The organism is Actinoplanes sp. NPDC051411, from assembly GCF_040682075.1.
Lineage (GTDB): Bacteria > Actinomycetota > Actinomycetes > Mycobacteriales > Micromonosporaceae > Actinoplanes.
In genome coordinates this window covers 13,990-29,190 of record NZ_JBFBAD010000004.1, presented here as the reverse complement: position 1 = coordinate 29,190, position 15,201 = coordinate 13,990, and the positions used below count along the sequence as shown (strand labels likewise).

At 71.4% G+C, this 15,201-nt stretch carries 15 protein-coding genes; 7 read left to right on the top strand and 8 right to left on the bottom strand.

The features are described from left to right. Positions 1 to 5: 5 nt before the first annotated feature. Positions 6 to 521, top strand: coding sequence for a DUF6368 family protein (locus tag AB0M88_RS03085; protein ID WP_364094531.1), 516 nt, complete (start codon positions 6 to 8; stop codon positions 519 to 521). On the opposite strand, the gene AB0M88_RS03080 is transcribed toward AB0M88_RS03085, so the two are convergent. Continuing rightward, positions 490 to 1,131 (bottom strand): GNAT family N-acetyltransferase, encoded by a 642-nt coding sequence (locus tag AB0M88_RS03080; protein ID WP_364094529.1) that lies wholly within the window; start codon positions 1,129 to 1,131, stop codon positions 490 to 492. The two genes, AB0M88_RS03085 and AB0M88_RS03080, sit on opposite strands and share 32 nt — an antisense overlap. Positions 1,132 to 1,210: 79 nt before the next feature. Between AB0M88_RS03080 and AB0M88_RS03075 the strand changes: the two genes are divergently transcribed. Next, positions 1,211 to 2,434, top strand: coding sequence for a serpin family protein (locus tag AB0M88_RS03075; protein ID WP_364094526.1), 1,224 nt, complete (start codon positions 1,211 to 1,213; stop codon positions 2,432 to 2,434). On the opposite strand, the gene AB0M88_RS03070 is transcribed toward AB0M88_RS03075, so the two are convergent. From AB0M88_RS03070 to AB0M88_RS03060, 3 genes are all read right to left on the bottom strand, one after another. Further along, positions 2,431 to 3,912, bottom strand: coding sequence for a family 16 glycosylhydrolase (locus tag AB0M88_RS03070; protein ID WP_364094523.1), 1,482 nt, complete (start codon positions 3,910 to 3,912; stop codon positions 2,431 to 2,433). The genes AB0M88_RS03075 and AB0M88_RS03070 overlap by 4 nt on opposite strands. A 1,089-nt stretch (positions 3,913 to 5,001) precedes the next feature. Further along, positions 5,002 to 6,828 (bottom strand): anthranilate synthase family protein, encoded by a 1,827-nt coding sequence (locus tag AB0M88_RS03065; RefSeq protein ID WP_364094520.1) that lies wholly within the window; start codon positions 6,826 to 6,828, stop codon positions 5,002 to 5,004. 170 nt (positions 6,829 to 6,998) lie between these two features. Then, positions 6,999 to 7,232, bottom strand: a complete 234-nt coding sequence (locus tag AB0M88_RS03060) for a hypothetical protein (protein WP_364094518.1) — start codon at positions 7,230 to 7,232, stop codon at positions 6,999 to 7,001. A gap of 202 nt (positions 7,233 to 7,434) precedes the next feature. Here AB0M88_RS03060 and AB0M88_RS03055 point away from each other — a divergent pair, with 202 nt between their 5' ends. Further along, positions 7,435 to 7,809 carry a response regulator gene (locus AB0M88_RS03055; protein ID WP_364094515.1) on the top strand — a complete coding sequence of 125 codons (375 nt, stop codon included), beginning with the start codon at positions 7,435 to 7,437 and terminating at the stop codon, positions 7,807 to 7,809. Positions 7,810 to 7,854: 45 nt separating this feature from the next. On the opposite strand, the gene AB0M88_RS03050 is transcribed toward AB0M88_RS03055, so the two are convergent. Continuing rightward, positions 7,855 to 8,688, bottom strand: a complete 834-nt coding sequence (locus AB0M88_RS03050; RefSeq protein WP_364094512.1) for a polysaccharide deacetylase family protein — start codon at positions 8,686 to 8,688, stop codon at positions 7,855 to 7,857. Between the two features lie 219 nt (positions 8,689 to 8,907). Between AB0M88_RS03050 and AB0M88_RS03045 the strand changes: the two genes are divergently transcribed. Next, positions 8,908 to 11,082 (top strand): MMPL family transporter, encoded by a 2,175-nt coding sequence (locus AB0M88_RS03045; RefSeq protein WP_364094509.1) that lies wholly within the window; start codon positions 8,908 to 8,910, stop codon positions 11,080 to 11,082. Between the two features lie 52 nt (positions 11,083 to 11,134). On the opposite strand, the gene AB0M88_RS03040 is transcribed toward AB0M88_RS03045, so the two are convergent. Next, entirely contained in the window at positions 11,135 to 11,923 is a 789-nt protein-coding gene (locus tag AB0M88_RS03040) for an ABC transporter permease (RefSeq protein ID WP_364094507.1), read from the bottom strand. Continuing rightward, positions 11,920 to 12,813: an ATP-binding cassette domain-containing protein gene (locus tag AB0M88_RS03035; protein ID WP_364094505.1), complete on the bottom strand. Its 894-nt coding sequence runs from the start codon at positions 12,811 to 12,813 to the stop codon at positions 11,920 to 11,922. Before AB0M88_RS03035 ends, AB0M88_RS03040 begins: the two co-directional genes overlap by 4 nt. 110 nt (positions 12,814 to 12,923) lie before the next feature. On the opposite strand from AB0M88_RS03035, the gene AB0M88_RS03030 reads away from it, so the two are divergent. Genes AB0M88_RS03030 through AB0M88_RS03020 form a run of 3 tightly spaced genes read left to right on the top strand, consistent with a single transcriptional unit; the run spans position 12,924 to position 14,505 of the window. Beyond that, the gene (locus AB0M88_RS03030; RefSeq protein ID WP_364094502.1) at positions 12,924 to 13,178 is read left to right on the top strand and encodes a hypothetical protein; all 255 of its coding nucleotides are present in this window, start codon (positions 12,924 to 12,926) and stop codon (positions 13,176 to 13,178) included. Further along, complete coding sequence (locus tag AB0M88_RS03025) at positions 13,103 to 13,849, top strand: ATP-binding protein (RefSeq protein ID WP_364094501.1); 747 nt, start codon at positions 13,103 to 13,105, stop codon at positions 13,847 to 13,849. Before AB0M88_RS03030 ends, AB0M88_RS03025 begins: the two co-directional genes overlap by 76 nt. Beyond that, positions 13,849 to 14,505, top strand: a complete 657-nt coding sequence (locus AB0M88_RS03020; RefSeq protein ID WP_364094498.1) for a response regulator transcription factor — start codon at positions 13,849 to 13,851, stop codon at positions 14,503 to 14,505. The genes AB0M88_RS03025 and AB0M88_RS03020 overlap by 1 nt, the downstream gene beginning before the upstream one ends. A 51-nt stretch (positions 14,506 to 14,556) precedes the next feature. On the opposite strand, the gene AB0M88_RS03015 is transcribed toward AB0M88_RS03020, so the two are convergent. Then, positions 14,557 to 15,126, bottom strand: a complete 570-nt coding sequence (locus tag AB0M88_RS03015; RefSeq protein WP_364094497.1) for a helix-turn-helix domain-containing protein — start codon at positions 15,124 to 15,126, stop codon at positions 14,557 to 14,559. Between the last annotated feature and the right edge of the window lie 75 nt (positions 15,127 to 15,201).

Below are 15,201 nucleotides of genomic sequence, written 5' to 3'. Positions count from 1 at the left end.
TTGCCATGGCCGGACCCGCCGCCTGCGTCCTACTGCCCGAAGCCTGGGCCGCCGGCCACATCGCCGCATTCCACGAGTGGCTGGCGTCGTGGCTGATCGCGGCCGGCGACAACGGGTGGCGCACGCCGTCCGGTGGCGGCCCGATCACCGTCGAGGTCGGCGCCCGCGAAAGTGAGGACGCCGACGAGGCCACCGGCCTGCGGCGGGCGCTGGGCTACCTGCCCGGCACCGAGATCGTGCTGGCCGCCGCCGTGAACGGCCCCGACGACCACCGTTTCCTGGCCGAGCTCGCGGTCGCCACGGCCCGCCGCTACGACGGCGTGATCGATCTCGACGGCCTGCTCCCGGCGGGCGGCCCGGACTGGAAGGAACGATCCCGGGCCACGATCCGGGCGCTTCCCGGCCGGTGGCACGAGATCCCCTACCGTACGGCCTGGGGCGGGGCCGCCGCCTATCACGTGGTCGACCCGGACCTCCTCGCGGCGTGGCTCAAGCACCCGGGTTTCGGGATGGTGAAGTAACGACGCACACCGCGTAGGGTGCGTCGTCCCGCTCGCCCGCCAGCCCCTCGACCAGGCCGCGGCTGCGGATCTCGCCCGCATAGCGCATCCCGATCCGCTCCATGACCGCCCGCGACCGCACGTTGTGCCGGAGCGTGCACGACACCACGGCCCGCACCCCCAGCGTGTCGAAGGCGAACGCCAGCGCGGCCCGACCCAGCTCGGACGCGTAGCCCCGGCCCCAGAACGCCCCGCGCACCGCCCACCCGATCTCGACCCAGGCCTCGTGGTGCCCTTCGCGCACGGCACGCACCCACGGCTCGTCCGGCAGGAACCGGTAGAGCTGCCCCCAGTCGTCGTCGACCGGAGTGCGCGACAGCCCACCGCGGCCGACGACCTCGCCGCTCGCCCGGTCGTAGGCGATCCACTTGTGAACCCCGTGTCGCCGCCACGACTCGCCCATGGCCCGTGCCGACTCCTCGACCTGCGCCCAGCCGGGCATCTCCGGGCTGTACCACGGCCAAACCGCGTCGTCGCTCTGCACCAGCCACAGGTCGCGGGCGTTGCCCGGGCCGGCCGGCACCAGTCGCAGCCGCGCCGTGACCCGGCCACCCGCCGCCTCAGCCCCCATCTCGGCGCCGAAATTACCACCGACCGGGAACCCTCGCCGCCCGCCCGCCGTCTCACCCGGCACACAGGAGGGCGACGCCTTGAAAAAGACTCTGACCGTGGCGGTGGCCTGCGCCGTACTGCTGCTGGCCGCCTGCGGATCCCCGGCGCCGCGCGGGGACGCCGCGCGCATCGACGAGAAGCTGGTCGCCGACCTCAAGCCCGGCGACGCCCGGACGGTCGGGCAGGCCGTCGACGACTTCGGGTTCGACCTGTTCGGCACGGTCGCCGACGGCCGGACCAACACGATCATCTCGCCGCTGTCGATGACCGTGCTGCTGGCCATGCTGCTGGCCGGGGCGGACGGCGACACCGCGACCGAGATCGCCAAGGTCCTGCATCTGAGCGACCGCCGCGACGTGCGGGTCGGCGCGCTGTTGCGGCAACTCTCCGACACCGACGAGGCCACACTCTCGGTCGCCGACGCGCTCTGGGCCGGTCACGGTGTGCCGCTCGTGAAGGACTACTCCGAGTTCCTGACCAAGACCTTCGGCGCCACCCTGCGCAACGGTGACCTCGGCTCGCCGGCCACCGCCAAGGACATCGACAAATGGGCCGCCAAGAACACCAACGGCCTCATCGAGGGCATCGCCGACGACCTCGAGCTGCCCGACCCGACGGTCGTGCTGGTGCTGCTCAACGCGGTCTACTTCCTCGGCCAGTGGAAGACCCCGTTCGACCCCCACCTCACCCGGCCGGAGCCGTTCCAGCAGGCCGGCGACGTGCCGATGATGCACCTCGCCGACGAAACCTTCGGCTACACCCAGCGCGCCGGCTATCGGATGCTGCGCCTGCCTTACGGCAAGCACGGGCGGTACGCGATGGAAGTCATGCTCCCCGACGACGGCCACACCCTGACCGACCTGCTCGGCACCCTGAACGCCACCGAATGGCGCTCCGCCGTCGCCGCCCTGAAGCCGACCACGATCGACCAGCTCGCCCTGCCCCGGTTCGAACTCCGCTGGCAGGGCCGCCTCAACGATCCGCTCATCCGGCTCGGGATGCCGACGGCGTTCGCGTCCACCGCCGACTTCCGCCCGATGTCGCCGGTCGCCCCGTCACTGTCCCGGGTCGTGCAGAAGACGTACGTGAAGGTCGACGAGAAGGGCACCGAGGCCGCGGCCGTCTCCGGCGGGGCCATGGCGACCTCGGCCAGGATAAACCCGCTGGTGTTCCGGGCCGACCACCCGTTCGCCTTCAGCATCTCCGACCAGCAGACCGGCACGATCCTCTTCCTGGGCGCGGTCACCGACCCCCGCAGTTAACCGGCGTTGTAGACCGCCAGATAGTCGATCTTCAGCTGGCCGCCGGAGACGGTCGACGAGGTCGGCCCGCCACCGAACGCGTCCGGGAAGCCGCCGCCCATCGCCAGGTCGAAGATGATGAAGAACGGGTGGTCGACCGCGTTCGACCAGGCCGAGCCGTCCACGCGGTCCTGGCTGAGCGTGAAATAGTTTCGGCCGTCCAGGAACCACCGGATCTTCTCCGGCGACGACGACCGGTCGATCTCCACGGCGTACGTGTGGAAGCCGGTCTGGCATCCGGCGCAAGCCTTCTCGCCGGAGCCGATCCCGCTCGACTCGCCGCACGGACCGCCCGGGCTGGTGCCGCAATGCAGGGTGCCGAAGACCGAACCGCGCCCGTTGACGTCCTCGAGAATGTCGACCTCGCCGATCTTCGGCCACGTCCCGCCGTCCCGCAGCCCGTTGCCGAGCATCCAGAACGCCGGCCAGTAGCCGGCCCCGCTCGACCGGGTCACGTTCGGCTGCTCGATCGACGCCTGCATGCGGACCTTGCCGCCCTTCGCCGCCCCGAACCCGTCGGATTGCGTCTCGAAACGACCGGACGTCCAACCATTCTTCGGGTCGGACCCCTGATGAACCGCCTTGAGGACCAGATGCCCGTCACCGTCGTGGAACACGTTGCGCGTGCTGTCCGTCATCGTCTCGATCTCGCCGGTGCCGAACTTGCTGCCCGGCCCGGTGTCATACCGGTATTTGCCGCCGAGCCCGCTGCCGGCCGCCCCGCCGAACGTGTCGGCAAAGGTCAGCGTGAACCCGGCCGGCGGCGCCGGCACACCGCCACCCCCGGAAGTCTTGGCCGGGCTGCTTTTCCTGGGGGCGGCGGCCGGCTTCGACGCCGCCGGCTTGGCGGTGGGTTGCGCACTCGACGGGTACGCGGCGTCCGGCGCCCCGTTCCCGGCGGCCCGAGTCGTCGCGCCCCGGGTGAGCGCGGCGTCGGAGGCGTCCGGCGTCGACCCGTTGCTCCGGTGCATCGTGAAGACGGCCGCGGCCGCCACGAGCACGAGCACGACAGCCGCCGCGGCCCCGCCCATCACCAGCCGCGACGAGCGCTCGGCGTGCCGGCCGGGCTCACCGTTCCATTGCTCGTAGGGGTGACCGGCCCGGAGCTCGCCGCCGCCCGGTTCAGCGGAGTCTCCGGGGGCGTCCCCGGCGGCGTCTCTGGCGGCGTCTCCGGCGCGGCGGATCGGGAGGCCGTCCCGGTCGCCGGGGTCGTAGGGTTCCGCGAGCCGACGGTCCTGCTCCTCGTATCGTCCGACGGCTTGATAGCCGGTCGGCTCGTCAACCCAGGAGGCCGGGGAGCCGGGACCGTAGGCCGGCCCGTGCGGCTGTGGAAGCCGCTGCCCCGGCAGCTCATCTCCCCACTGATCGCGGGCCTCAGCATGGTGATCCCACGGTCCAGACGGCCGGCGACGGTCCGACGGGCCGTAGGAATCCGACATGTCGCTCCTCAAATCGCTCAACACTCTGGCAGGTGGCGGCGGCAAACCTAGCCGCCCCCCAACCACGACCAACAACCCGAACCGACCGTTTTTCCAAGATCTGCACCGGCTCCCGAGAATCCGTTATCCCAGTCTGTGGCCCTTCTTAGCCGCGTATTAAGTACCGATAAAGCGGGCCGGAATCCCTCGCCCCACCGTCGACGGGACGACGGTTCGCCCTTGGGCAGTGCCGCATCCGAGAGATCAGGCCGCCGGGGCCGCCCTGGTCCACTCGGCCGGGGGACAGGAGGCGTTGCGCGACCGTGAGCCCAGCCGTCGCCGGTCAGCCGATCATGGCGAGCGCCGGCCGGGCCGAGGTTGGCTGGACGGCCCGGGCATGGGTCGTTTGGTGGTGGGGGCAGGGGTAGCTCGGGCATGGGGCCGGCCGGGCAGACGGGGTCGGGTCGGCGACTGCGCAGGGGGCTGGTTGGGTGGCACCGGGCATCGGCCGGTTGGGTGGCCGGACACGGGGTCGGCTGGGCGGGATCAGCGGCGGACCGCCCACGAAGTGAGGGTGTCCTCGTGGATGACGGCCGCGGCCGTCCTCGTCGCCACCGTAAGCAAACGGCTGGATGATGAGTTCACCGGCGCGGCACCCGCTTAAGCGCCCAATCGCGGGCGGCGGCCCGGTCTCCGGGGCGACGCCCCACTCTCGGGTGACCCGCTCGACGAGCTCGGCGGCCTCTGTTTCCTCAGCCCGGCCAGCACCGCGAGCGAGGTGAGTCAGCCCCGGCCAGAAGCGCCTCAAGCCCGAGCCGAATGAGCCGGTCGGAGCCGACGATGCGGTGCGGAAACTCCTGGCGCGCGACCAGCCGGGGTAACAGCACGGATCGCGCCGAAGAGAACCCGCCCGCGAGCCGCTGAAGCCTCGGCCAGCCGCAGGGCCGGCCCTCGGAGCCGCCCGCCACGGGTCCGTCGCGGGCCGCCGGCCCTCTTCGCCGACGTGCCGGCGGCCGACCTCGGCGACGACGGAGCGGTCGCCGGACAAAGTTGAGGGCCGGTGGCCCAAGCGGAGGCTCTCGATCCCCTTGGACCACCGACGTTCTTTCGCTACCCGTTCGTGGCCGGGCTAACCACATCCGGCCGTGGGGATTCGGACAGCAGGGGTGGGAGCAGGTCGGCGAGGACGGCGACGCCGTCGCGGCTCAAAACCGACTCCGGGTGGAACTGGACGCCGGCGAAGGACGGGCCTCGCAGCGCGTGCACCGTGCCGTCGGCCGTGTCGCGGGCGATCGAGACCGGGCCGTAGGGGCTGTTCAGCGACGGTGAGTGGGCGGTCGCGGCGAAGCTGGAGTAGAAGCCGACCCGGCGGCGGGTGCCGAACAGGTCGACTTCTCGGGCGAGGCCCTGGTAGGGGGACTCTCGGCGGGCGAGCGGCAACCCCAGCAGTACGCCGAGTATTTCGTGGCCGAGGCACACGCCCAGCAGCGGCCGCCCCGCGTCGAGCAATGCTCGCGTGAGGGTTCGCATCGCCGCCATTTTCGGGTCGGACAGGTCTGAGGGGTCGCCCGGTCCCGGGCCGACGACGACCAGGTCGAACTGCGACGGTGTCAACAATGACGACCAGGGTGAGACGGTCACGGTCAGGCCCAGCGCCTTCAGCACGTGGGCGAGCATCGCGGTGAACGTGTCCTCGCCGTCGACGATCAGGGCGCTGCGGTTCGCCAGGGACGGCAGCACCAGGGCGTCCGGTGTGCGCGAGTCGAGCCAGAAGCGGGACAGGTCCTCGTTGCGGGCGGCCAGTGCCGCGCGGACCTCCGGGGACTCGCCTTCCGGGCGTACGGAAATCGGCGCCGGCGCCGACGCGCCCAGCGCGCCCAGGATCCCGGCCGCCTTGGTGTGGGTTTCGGCGACCTCGCCGGCCGCGGTCGAGTGTCGCACCAGCGTCGCGCCGACCGGCACCCGCAGGAGGCCGGCGGGCGAGATTTCGGCGGTCCGGATGAGGATCGGCGCGTCCAGTGTCTGCCGCCCGGCCGCGTCGTGGTCGAGGAGCGCGAGGACCCCGGCGTAGTAGCCGCGGCCGCGGCGTTCGTGGCGGGCGATGACCCGGCAGGCGTTCTCGATCGGGCTGCCGGTGACCGTCGGGGCGAACATGGTCTCCCGCAGCACGTCGCGTACGTCGAGCGAGCCCTTGCCGGCCAGCAGGTATTCGGTGTGGGTGAGGTGGGCCATCTGTTTGAGGTAGGGTCCGGCGACCTGGCCGCCGTGTTCGGCGACCTTGGCCATCATTTTGAGTTCCTCGTCGAGCACCATGTAGAGCTCTTCGGTCTCTTTGGGGTCGCGGAGGAAGTCGATCAGTGAGCCGGAGCCGTTGCGGAAGGTGCCGCTGATCGGGTTCATCATGACGATGCCGTCGGCGACGCTGACGTGGCGTTCCGGGGTGGCGCCGACGAGGATCCGGGTGCCGGTGCAGACCAGAAACGTCCAATATGTCCCGGTCTCCGCAGTCAGCAACCGGCCGAAGGCGGCCCGGGCGGCGGCCACCGGGTCGCCGCCGACGCGGGCCTCGTAGACCCGGTGGATCACGAAGTTGGCGCCCTCGCCGTGGCCGATCTCGTCGCGCAGCACCCGGTCGACGATTCGTCCGTACTCGTCGTCGGTCAGGTCGAAGGAGCCGCCGGTGACGGTGAGCGGGGCAGCCGGGAAATCGGCGAGCGGTTGAAGAGTGCGCGATGAGATCCGCAGGCACTCGAGCGGCGCCTCGTCGTCGACGCAGGCGAAGCCGCGTTCGGTGATCTGCCGGTAGGGGATGAGCGCGAGCGTGGGCCGGCCGGGTTCGAGCGGGATCTCGGCGAGCGTGGGAACGGTGATGACGTCTCCGGTCAGCACCTCGACGTGGTCGGCGCCGTCGCGGTGGAGCAGGGCGAACGGTTGCATCGGGGGTCCTCTTCCTGGAAAAAGGGGCGCCGCCGAGGTGAGGCCACGAAAAAACGGCCGCCTCGGTGAGGCGGCCGCGTGGTTGGTTACGCGCGGGAGATGTGGCCGCCGGTCAGGCGGGCCACCACATCATGTTCGAATGCGCGCGCATGCCGGGAGCATACGGCCGGTCAGGCGGCGAACGCCAGCCGCACCGCCGTACGCGCCCACTGCATGCGGCCGAGCGCGCAGTCGGGGTGCTCGCCGAACTCCTGGGCGACCAGTTCGGCGCAGCCGGCCTCGCCGAGGCGCCCGACCGTGTCGAGGACGGCCTGGCGGATCGACTCCGGGGTGGGCTGCTGGGAACGCTGCAGGTCAGAAACGAAGAGCGCCTCGCTGCGCAGGTGCTGGTCGAACGCGATCATCGAATTCCTCCGGCCGGGCGGTCTACTTGGTCGGTTGCCAACAGGAGACCGGAGCCGGGCTGCAACAGTGCTGCAGGTGGGTTGCGGGTGGGTTGCGGACGGCGGGCGGTCGGCTTTCGCGAGCGGACGTCACAACGCGGACCAACCGGATATGGTGCGAAATGGCAGATTAAAGATCGGCCAACCAACCGGGGGGAATACCGTGACGGTGGTCCTGGTCGCCGACGACGACGCCGACATCCGCGACCTGGTGGCCTTCAAGCTGGAACAGGCCGGTTTCGAGGTTATCCCGGTCGAGGACGGCCACGCCGCGCTCGAACAGGCCCAGGCCCGCAAACCGACGCTGGCCGTGCTCGACGTGTCGATGCCCGGGCTCTCCGGCATCGACGTCTGCCGGACACTGCGCGCCGACCCGGCCACGGCCGGCATTCTGATCATCATGCTCACCGCCCGGGTGCAGGAGCAGGACGTCGAGGGCGGGTTCAGTGCCGGCGCCGACGACTACGTGACCAAGCCGTTCAGCCCGCGCGAACTCGTCTCCCGCACCCAGACGCTGCTGAGCCGGACCCGCGCGTAAGCCCCCGCACCGTCGGCACGGCGCCTGCCGGCAACCCCCGGTGATCTAGGGGATGTAGTCCTCGAGCCGGGCCGGTGTCAGGCCCGCCTTGTGGATCGCGTTGAGCACGGCCAGGAAGTCGTCGACGAACCGCGGGCGGAAGTGCATGAGGATGATGTCGCCCGGCTTGACCCTGTGCACGCTCTGGTAGAAGACGACGCCGTGGTCGGTCGTCTCGTGCCAGTAGAACGCCGCCTTCATCCCGCAGTCGTGCACCACCTTGAGCGTGGTCGCGTCGTGCGTGCCACCCGGTGGGCGGAACAGCGTCGGCCGCTTCCCGTAGTACTTCTCCAACTTGTCGGCGCCCCCGCAGATCTCCTTCTTCTGGAAGTCGTAGGAGCGGCCCTTGAGATCGGGGTGGCTGATGGTGTGGTCCTCGATGATCGCGCCGGCCTGGTCCCGCAGCGGCTTGAAGTAGCCCGGGTCGTCCTTGATCGCGTTGACCTCGAGGAACAGCGTGATCGGCACGTTCGCGGCCTGGAACAGCTTCAGCGCCATCGGGTCCTTCGACCAGCCGTCGTCGATCGTGATGAAGGCGATCTTCTGGTCGGTCGGGATGCTGCTGAACCAGCCCGCGCTCCCGCCGCCGGGGAGCGTCACCTTGGTCGGCGCGGGCGGCGGCCCGAACTTGGGGACCCGCTTGCGCAACGCTTCCGGCAATGCCGCCAGGGCGGCATCCCGCGCGCTGATCGTGGGCGCGGTCGCGGCCGGCGGGGAGACTTCCGGCGCGGCGCCTGCCGCGGCCTTCGATTCCGTACGCGGTGAGCCCGTCCCGCCCGAGCAGCCGGCGAGGACCGTCAGGACCGTCGCCGCCGCCGCGACCACCCGGATTCTTCGCACGCGCCCGTCCTCACCTCGGTTTGATCTTCACCCGTGTTGATGGGCCGAGGAGGGCGAAAAGTTGCCTGCGCGTGGACTTCTTCACTTTGGTCAACGAATCGGCGGGGTCAGCGCGTCGGCATCCGGTTTCTGAGCGGCGGGTCCGGGCTCAACGGCGGGGTGATCTTGCCGAAGAGTGGAGTCGACCCTGCTCGACCCGTGCGCTCGGAGGATCGTTTCGTGGCATCGTTGCTCTACCGCCTGGGCCAGTTCTCGTACCGCCGCCGGTGGCGGGTGCTGCTGATGGTCGTGGCGGTGCTCGGGCTGCTCGGCGTCGGCGCGGCGACCCTGTCCGGGCCGACCACGAACGCGTTCAACATCCCCGGCACCGAGTCGACGCGGGCGCTGGCCGTGCTCAAGGACAAGATGGGCGTCGGCGCGGACAACGCGAGCGCCACGGTCGTCTTCACCGCGCCCGGCTCCGCTCAGGTGACGGGCGCTTCCCAGCGGGCGGCGATCGAGAATGCGGTCGCCACTCTCCGCCGGGCGCCGCAGGTGGCGAGCGTGGGCGATCCCTTCTCGGCGAAGACGATCTCGCGGGACGGGCACACGGCGTACGCGTCGATCAGCTATAGCGTCGCCGACGGCGACGTCACCGATGTCGCCCGGGCCGCGCTGTTCTCGGCCGGTCGTTCGGTGCGGAGCGCCGGCCTCGAGGTGGAGTTCGGCGGGTCCGCCACCCAGGCCGGAGACGGCGCCGGCGCGACCGAGGGCATCGGCATCGTGGTCGCCGCCGTGGTTCTGATGATCACGTTCGGTGCGCTGGTCGCGGCCGGGCTGCCGCTGCTGACCGCGATCCTCGGGGTCGTGGCCGGGATGACGGGCATCCAGATCGCGACCGGGTTCTTCGACCTCAGCGCGTCGACGTCGGCGCTGGCGACCATGCTGGGCCTGGCGGTCGGCATCGACTACGCGCTGTTCGTGGTGTCGCGCTTCCGCCACGAGCTGCTGCGGGGCCACCCCGGGGAGGTCGCGGCCGGACGCGCCGCCGCGACCGCCGGATCGGCGGTCGTCTTCGCCGGCCTGACCGTGATCATCGCGCTGGTCGCGCTGTCGGTGACCGGGATTCCGTTCCTGACCGCGATGGGCCTCGCCGCGGCCGGCACGGTCCTGATGGCCGTGCTCATCACGTTGACGCTGATTCCGGCGCTGCTCGGCTTCGCCGGCCGCAAGGTGCTGCCGCGGCGGGCCCGTCGTCTCTCCGCCGCGCCGTCCACGACCGCGGCCGGCTTCGGCGAGCGGTGGGCGCGGCTCGTCCTGAAGAACCGGGTCGTGGCCGTGCTGATCCCGCTCGGGCTGATCCTGGCCGCGGCGGTGCCCGCGCTGCACCTGCACCTGGCGCTGCCGGACGACAGCACCGCGGCGCCGTCGAGCACCCAGCGCAAGGCCTACGACCAGCTGTCCGCCGGCTTCGGAGCGGGCTTCAACGGTCCCCTCCTGATCGTGGTGTCGGCCGAGCCCGGCGGCGCCTCGGCCGCCGCCTCCGTGGCCCGTTCCGCGATCGCCGCGCTGCCCGACGTCGTGGTCGTCACCGCGCCGGTGGTCAACCCGGCCGGTGACACCGCACTGCTGACCGTCATCCCGGGCAGCGGCTCGACGTCGCCGGCGACCAAGGACCTGGTGGCGACCATTCGCGCGCTGCCCGCGCACCGCGACTTCGCGGTCACCGGCACCACCGCGGTCAACATCGACGTGTCGGACAAGATGGCCCACGCGCTGATCCCGTACCTGGCGATCGTGGTCGGACTGGCGTTCCTGCTGCTCATGCTGGTGTTCCGCAGCGTGCTGGTGCCGCTCAAGGCGACGCTCGGCTTCCTGCTGTCGGTGGTGGCGGCGTTCGGCGCGCTGGTCGCCGTCTTCCAGGACGGCCACCTGGCCGGGCTGCTCGGCGTCGAGGCGACCGGCCCGATCGTCAGCATCATGCCGATCTTCCTCATCGGCATCCTCTTCGGCCTGGCCATGGACTACGAGGTCTTCCTGGTCACCCGCACCCGCGAGGAGTACGTCGCCGGCGCCGCCCCCGACGAGGCGGTCGTGACCGGCCTGCGCCACGGCGCGCGCGTGGTGACCGCGGCCGCCCTCATCATGATCAGCGTCTTCGCCGGCTTCATCCTGGCCGACGACTCGATCATCAAGTCGCTCGGTTTCGCGCTCGCGTTCGGAGTGGCGGTCGACGCCTTCCTCGTCCGGATGACGATCGTGCCGGCGGTGTTGTCACTGCTCGGACGCGCGGCCTGGTGGCTGCCGTCCTGGCTCGACCGCCTGTTGCCCCAGGTGGACGTCGAGGGCTCCTCGGCCGTCGCGGCCGAGCCCGCCGCTGCTCCCTCCGAGCCGGAACTGCCGGTCGCCGCCTGACGATGGGGCGGCTGCGGTGAGCGTCGCGCCTCCGAGCCCAGGCCACCTCAACTCACGCGTCCCGCCTCCGGAACAGTGTCAGCGCGGCCGACAGGACCGCCGCGGTGAAGATGACGAATATCGCCGCCGAGGGCCAGCGGGCGAGCATGTGCATCTCGGTTTCGCTGCCGCCGGAGGCCTCGCCGGCCCAGCTGACCAGCTGCTGGCCGGCGGTGAACGGCAGGAATTTCACCGCCGGGGTCAGCCAGTGCAGCGAGGGGGCGAAGGAGAGACGCAGGACCAGCTGTTCGACGATCAGGGGGACGGCCAGGATGGTGACGAGCGGCGCCGGAACGCTGCGGAAGAGCTGGCCGAGCGCGGTTCCGACCACCGACCAGAGCAGGCCGAGCAGCACGTAGCCGGCGAGCACCTGGCCCAGCGGTCCGGTGGTCAGGCCGGGCAGACCGTCCCACCAGATCATCCCGGCCGCGGTGTTCAGCACCATCGAGACCAGCGTGACTATGACGGCCGTGATGCCGACCACGATGACCTTCGCGGTCAGCAGCCGGGCCCGCTGGGGGATCGCGGTCAGGGTCGGCTGGATGGTGTTGTAACGGTATTCGTGGCCGGTCGCGAAGATGCCGATCGCGGCCAGGAAGACGGCCAGGAGCGGGACGGGGAAGGACGCCCCGCCCGCCGTCACGACGTCGGCGACGATGCGGGGGTCGGCGCCCGCGTGCCGGGTCGCCCCCGCGAGCACGGCGGCGGCCGCGAGATTGAGCAGCAGGCCCGAGGCGATCAGCCACCAGGTGGAGCGGATGGTGCGCAGCCGCACCCATTCGAAGCGCAGCGCGTCGCTCATGCCGGGACCCCCACGAACTCCTCGGCGCCGCCGGTCGCGGTCATGAACGCCGCCTCCAGCGACGCCGTCACGGTGGTCAGCTCGTGCAGCGGGATGCCGGCCCGGAAGGCGATCTCGCCGACCTCGGCCGCGGCGCGGTCGGTGATCCGGAGCGAGTCGTCGTCGCCCAGTTCGGACCCGGCGATCAGGCCGGCCAGTTTCGCGGCGCCGGGGCTGCGGACGATGACGGTCGAGCGGGTGAACTCGCGGACGAACCCGGCGACGTCGCCGGCATAGATCAGTCGGCCACGGCCGATGACGACCAGACGGTCGGCCATCAACTCCATCTCGGAGAGCAGATGGCTTGAAACGAATACCGTACGGCCCTCCGCCGCCAACGACCGCAGGGTGTCCCGCAACCAGTGGATGCCGTGCGGATCGAGCCCGTTGGCCGGCTCGTCGAGGATCAGCGTGCCCGGATCGCCGAGCAGCGCCTGGGCCAGGCCGAGCCGCTGGGCCATGCCGAGCGAGAAGCCCCGCGGCCGACCGCCCGCGACCTCGGCCAGCCCGACGAAGTCCAGCACCTCGTCGGCCCGGGCGTACGGGATGCCGCTGCCCGCCGCGAGCATGCGCAGATGGTTGCGGGCCGTACGGGTCGGGTGGAAGGCCCGCGCCTCGAGCACCGCCCCGATCTCCCACATCGGGTGCCGGATGGTGCCGAACCGGCGCCCGCCGAACCGCGTCTCCCCGCCGCCGTGGTCGAGGTCGAGCATCAGTCGCATGGTCGTCGACTTGCCGGCCCCGTTCGGGCCGAGGAAGCCGGTGACCATGCCCGGGGCCGCCTCGAACGACAGGTCGTCGACCGCCGTCCGTTCGCCGTACCGCTTGCTCAGCGCATGTGCCGTGATCATGCCGGTGACGCTAGGAGCGCGACCGGTTGCGGGGCATCGGTCCATCGCCAGGGCCCCACCCTTACTTTCGTCGGGGGTGCCGGGCCGGCCCCGATTTGTAGGGTGGGTCCATGTGGCTGTTCCTGCTGGTCGTGGCGGCCGGATCGGCTCTGCTTCCGGTCCACGCGAGCTGGGTTCTCCTGCCCGCCGCCGCGCTCGCCTACGTCGCCGGCCGCAAGCTCGCCTCGCTGGCGGCGGCGGTCGGGGTGTTCGCCGTGGTCGCCGGGGCCGGTCTGGCTTCGCGGAACTGGTGCGGCGGGCGGCGGAGGCCGGCTTTCCCGTACGCCTGGAGCACACCGGCCGCGTCCCCGACTGGTCACCGCTGACCTCTCAGGCCGCGCACCGGGTCGTACGGGAAGCGCTGACCAACGCGGCGCGACATGCCCCCGGAGCGCGGGTGACCGTGACCGTCGACCACCGTGACCGGGACACCCGCATCGAGATCGTCAATGAGGCGCCCGGGTCGGCGGGTCCGGTCGGCGGCGCCGGCGGGCAGGGGCTGATCGGCCTCGACGAGCGGGTCCGTCTCGTCGGCGGGTCGTTCACCGCCGGCCCCTCCGAAGGCGGCTGGAAGGTCACCGCCCTTCTGCCGCTCAGCGGCCCGCCCCGGCCGCCGGGCGACTTCGACGTCACCGCCAGCCGGCGGATCGCGCGGCGGCACCTCGCCCTGACCGCCGCGCTCCCGCTCGCCGTCGTGGCCGCCCTGTTCGCCGCGCTGGTGCTGGCGCAGGCCCTGACCGCCACCCGCACCGGCCTGTCCGTCGACCGCTACCGGGCACTGCGCCTCGGGGAAGCCGAGCAGCAGGTGCGATCCGTGCTGCCGCCGCACCAGGCCCAGGGCCCGATCCGGCTCATCGCCGAATCGTCTCCGCCCGCCGGATCCCGCTGCTCCTACTACCACGCCGGATCCTCGCTGACCGACACCGCGCCACGGGTCTACCGGCTCTGCTTCGCCGGCGGGACGCTGGTGGCCAAGAACCGGTTCGAGCGCGCCTGATGGTCCGGGTGCTGCTCGCCGACGACGAGGCGATGATCCGGGCCGGCGTCCGGGCGATCCTGGCCACCGACCGGGCCATCGAGGTGGTCGCCGAGGCGGCGGACGGCCACGCGGCGGTCGAGATGGTGCGCGCCCACCGTCCCGACGTCGCCCTGCTCGACATCCGGATGCCGGTGCTCGACGGGCTGCGCGCGGCGGAGGAGATCGGGGCGGTGGCGCCCGCGACGGCCGTCGTCATGCTCACCACGTTCGGCCAGGACGAGAACATCAGCCGGGCCCTGGGCAGCGGCGTCTCCGGCTTCCTGCTCAAGGCGTCCGACCCACGCGAACTGATCACCGCCGTGCACGCGGCGGCCGGCGGCGCGGCCTACCTCTCGCCGGCGATCGCCCGCCGGGTCATCGACGACTACCGCGACCCGGCCCGCTCGCTGGCCGCCCGCGCCCGGGAGTCGGTCGCCGCCCTCACCGACCGGGAACGCGACGTGCTGGCCCTGCTCGCGGCCGGCCACTCGAACGCCGAGATCGGCCGCACCCTCCACCTCGTCGAGGGAACGGTGAAGGCCCACGTCAGCTCGATCCTCACCAAGCTGGACGCCCGCAACCGCGTCCGCGCCGCGATCCTCGCCTACCGGGCCGGCCTGGGCCCGGGACTCTGACGGGCGACTTCGCCGGACCGGACCGCCCGTTGAGGTGAGGTTCGTACGCGCCTAGAGGTCAGCGTCCGCGTCGCGGATGCCGTCGAGTACGAGGGTCACGTACCTGCGCCAATCGCCGGTACCGGTCATGTTCGCCATGGCACCACGGGTGATGAGGGCGAAGTCACCGTTGAGAAAGTCGTTACGGAGGCGGCCGGTGCTGATGGCGCGTCGGACGATGCCTTCGGTGATCGTGGAGAACTCTGTCTTCAGGGCGGCTATGTCGTCCCAGTTCGGTTCTTCGGGGCCGAGCATCGCGAAGCGGAACGCGGCGTCGGTCTGCGCGGATTCCAGATAGCCGAACAGGAGCGTCTCGAAGGCCGCCCAGGGGTCCTCGACCTCTTCGGCGGAGCGGGCCAGGGCGGTCATGGTCTCGAACCTGCGCCCGATGATGGCCGCGAGTAGAGCCTGCTTGTCGGCGAAGTGTCGATAGAGGGTGCCCACGCCCAGGCCGGCACGCTCGGCGATCTCGTCCATCTGCACGGCGTCGCCCCGCTGGGCGAACAGTTCGCTGGCGGCATCGAGGACGGATTCGCGGTTGCGCCGGGCATCGGCGCGCAGCGAGCGTTCAGAAGCGGTCATGGCCGCTCCATCGTAGTTGACATTCGAATAAGATCGACGCTAGATTCCGGAACCGGAGTTCAGCTTCATCTTAGG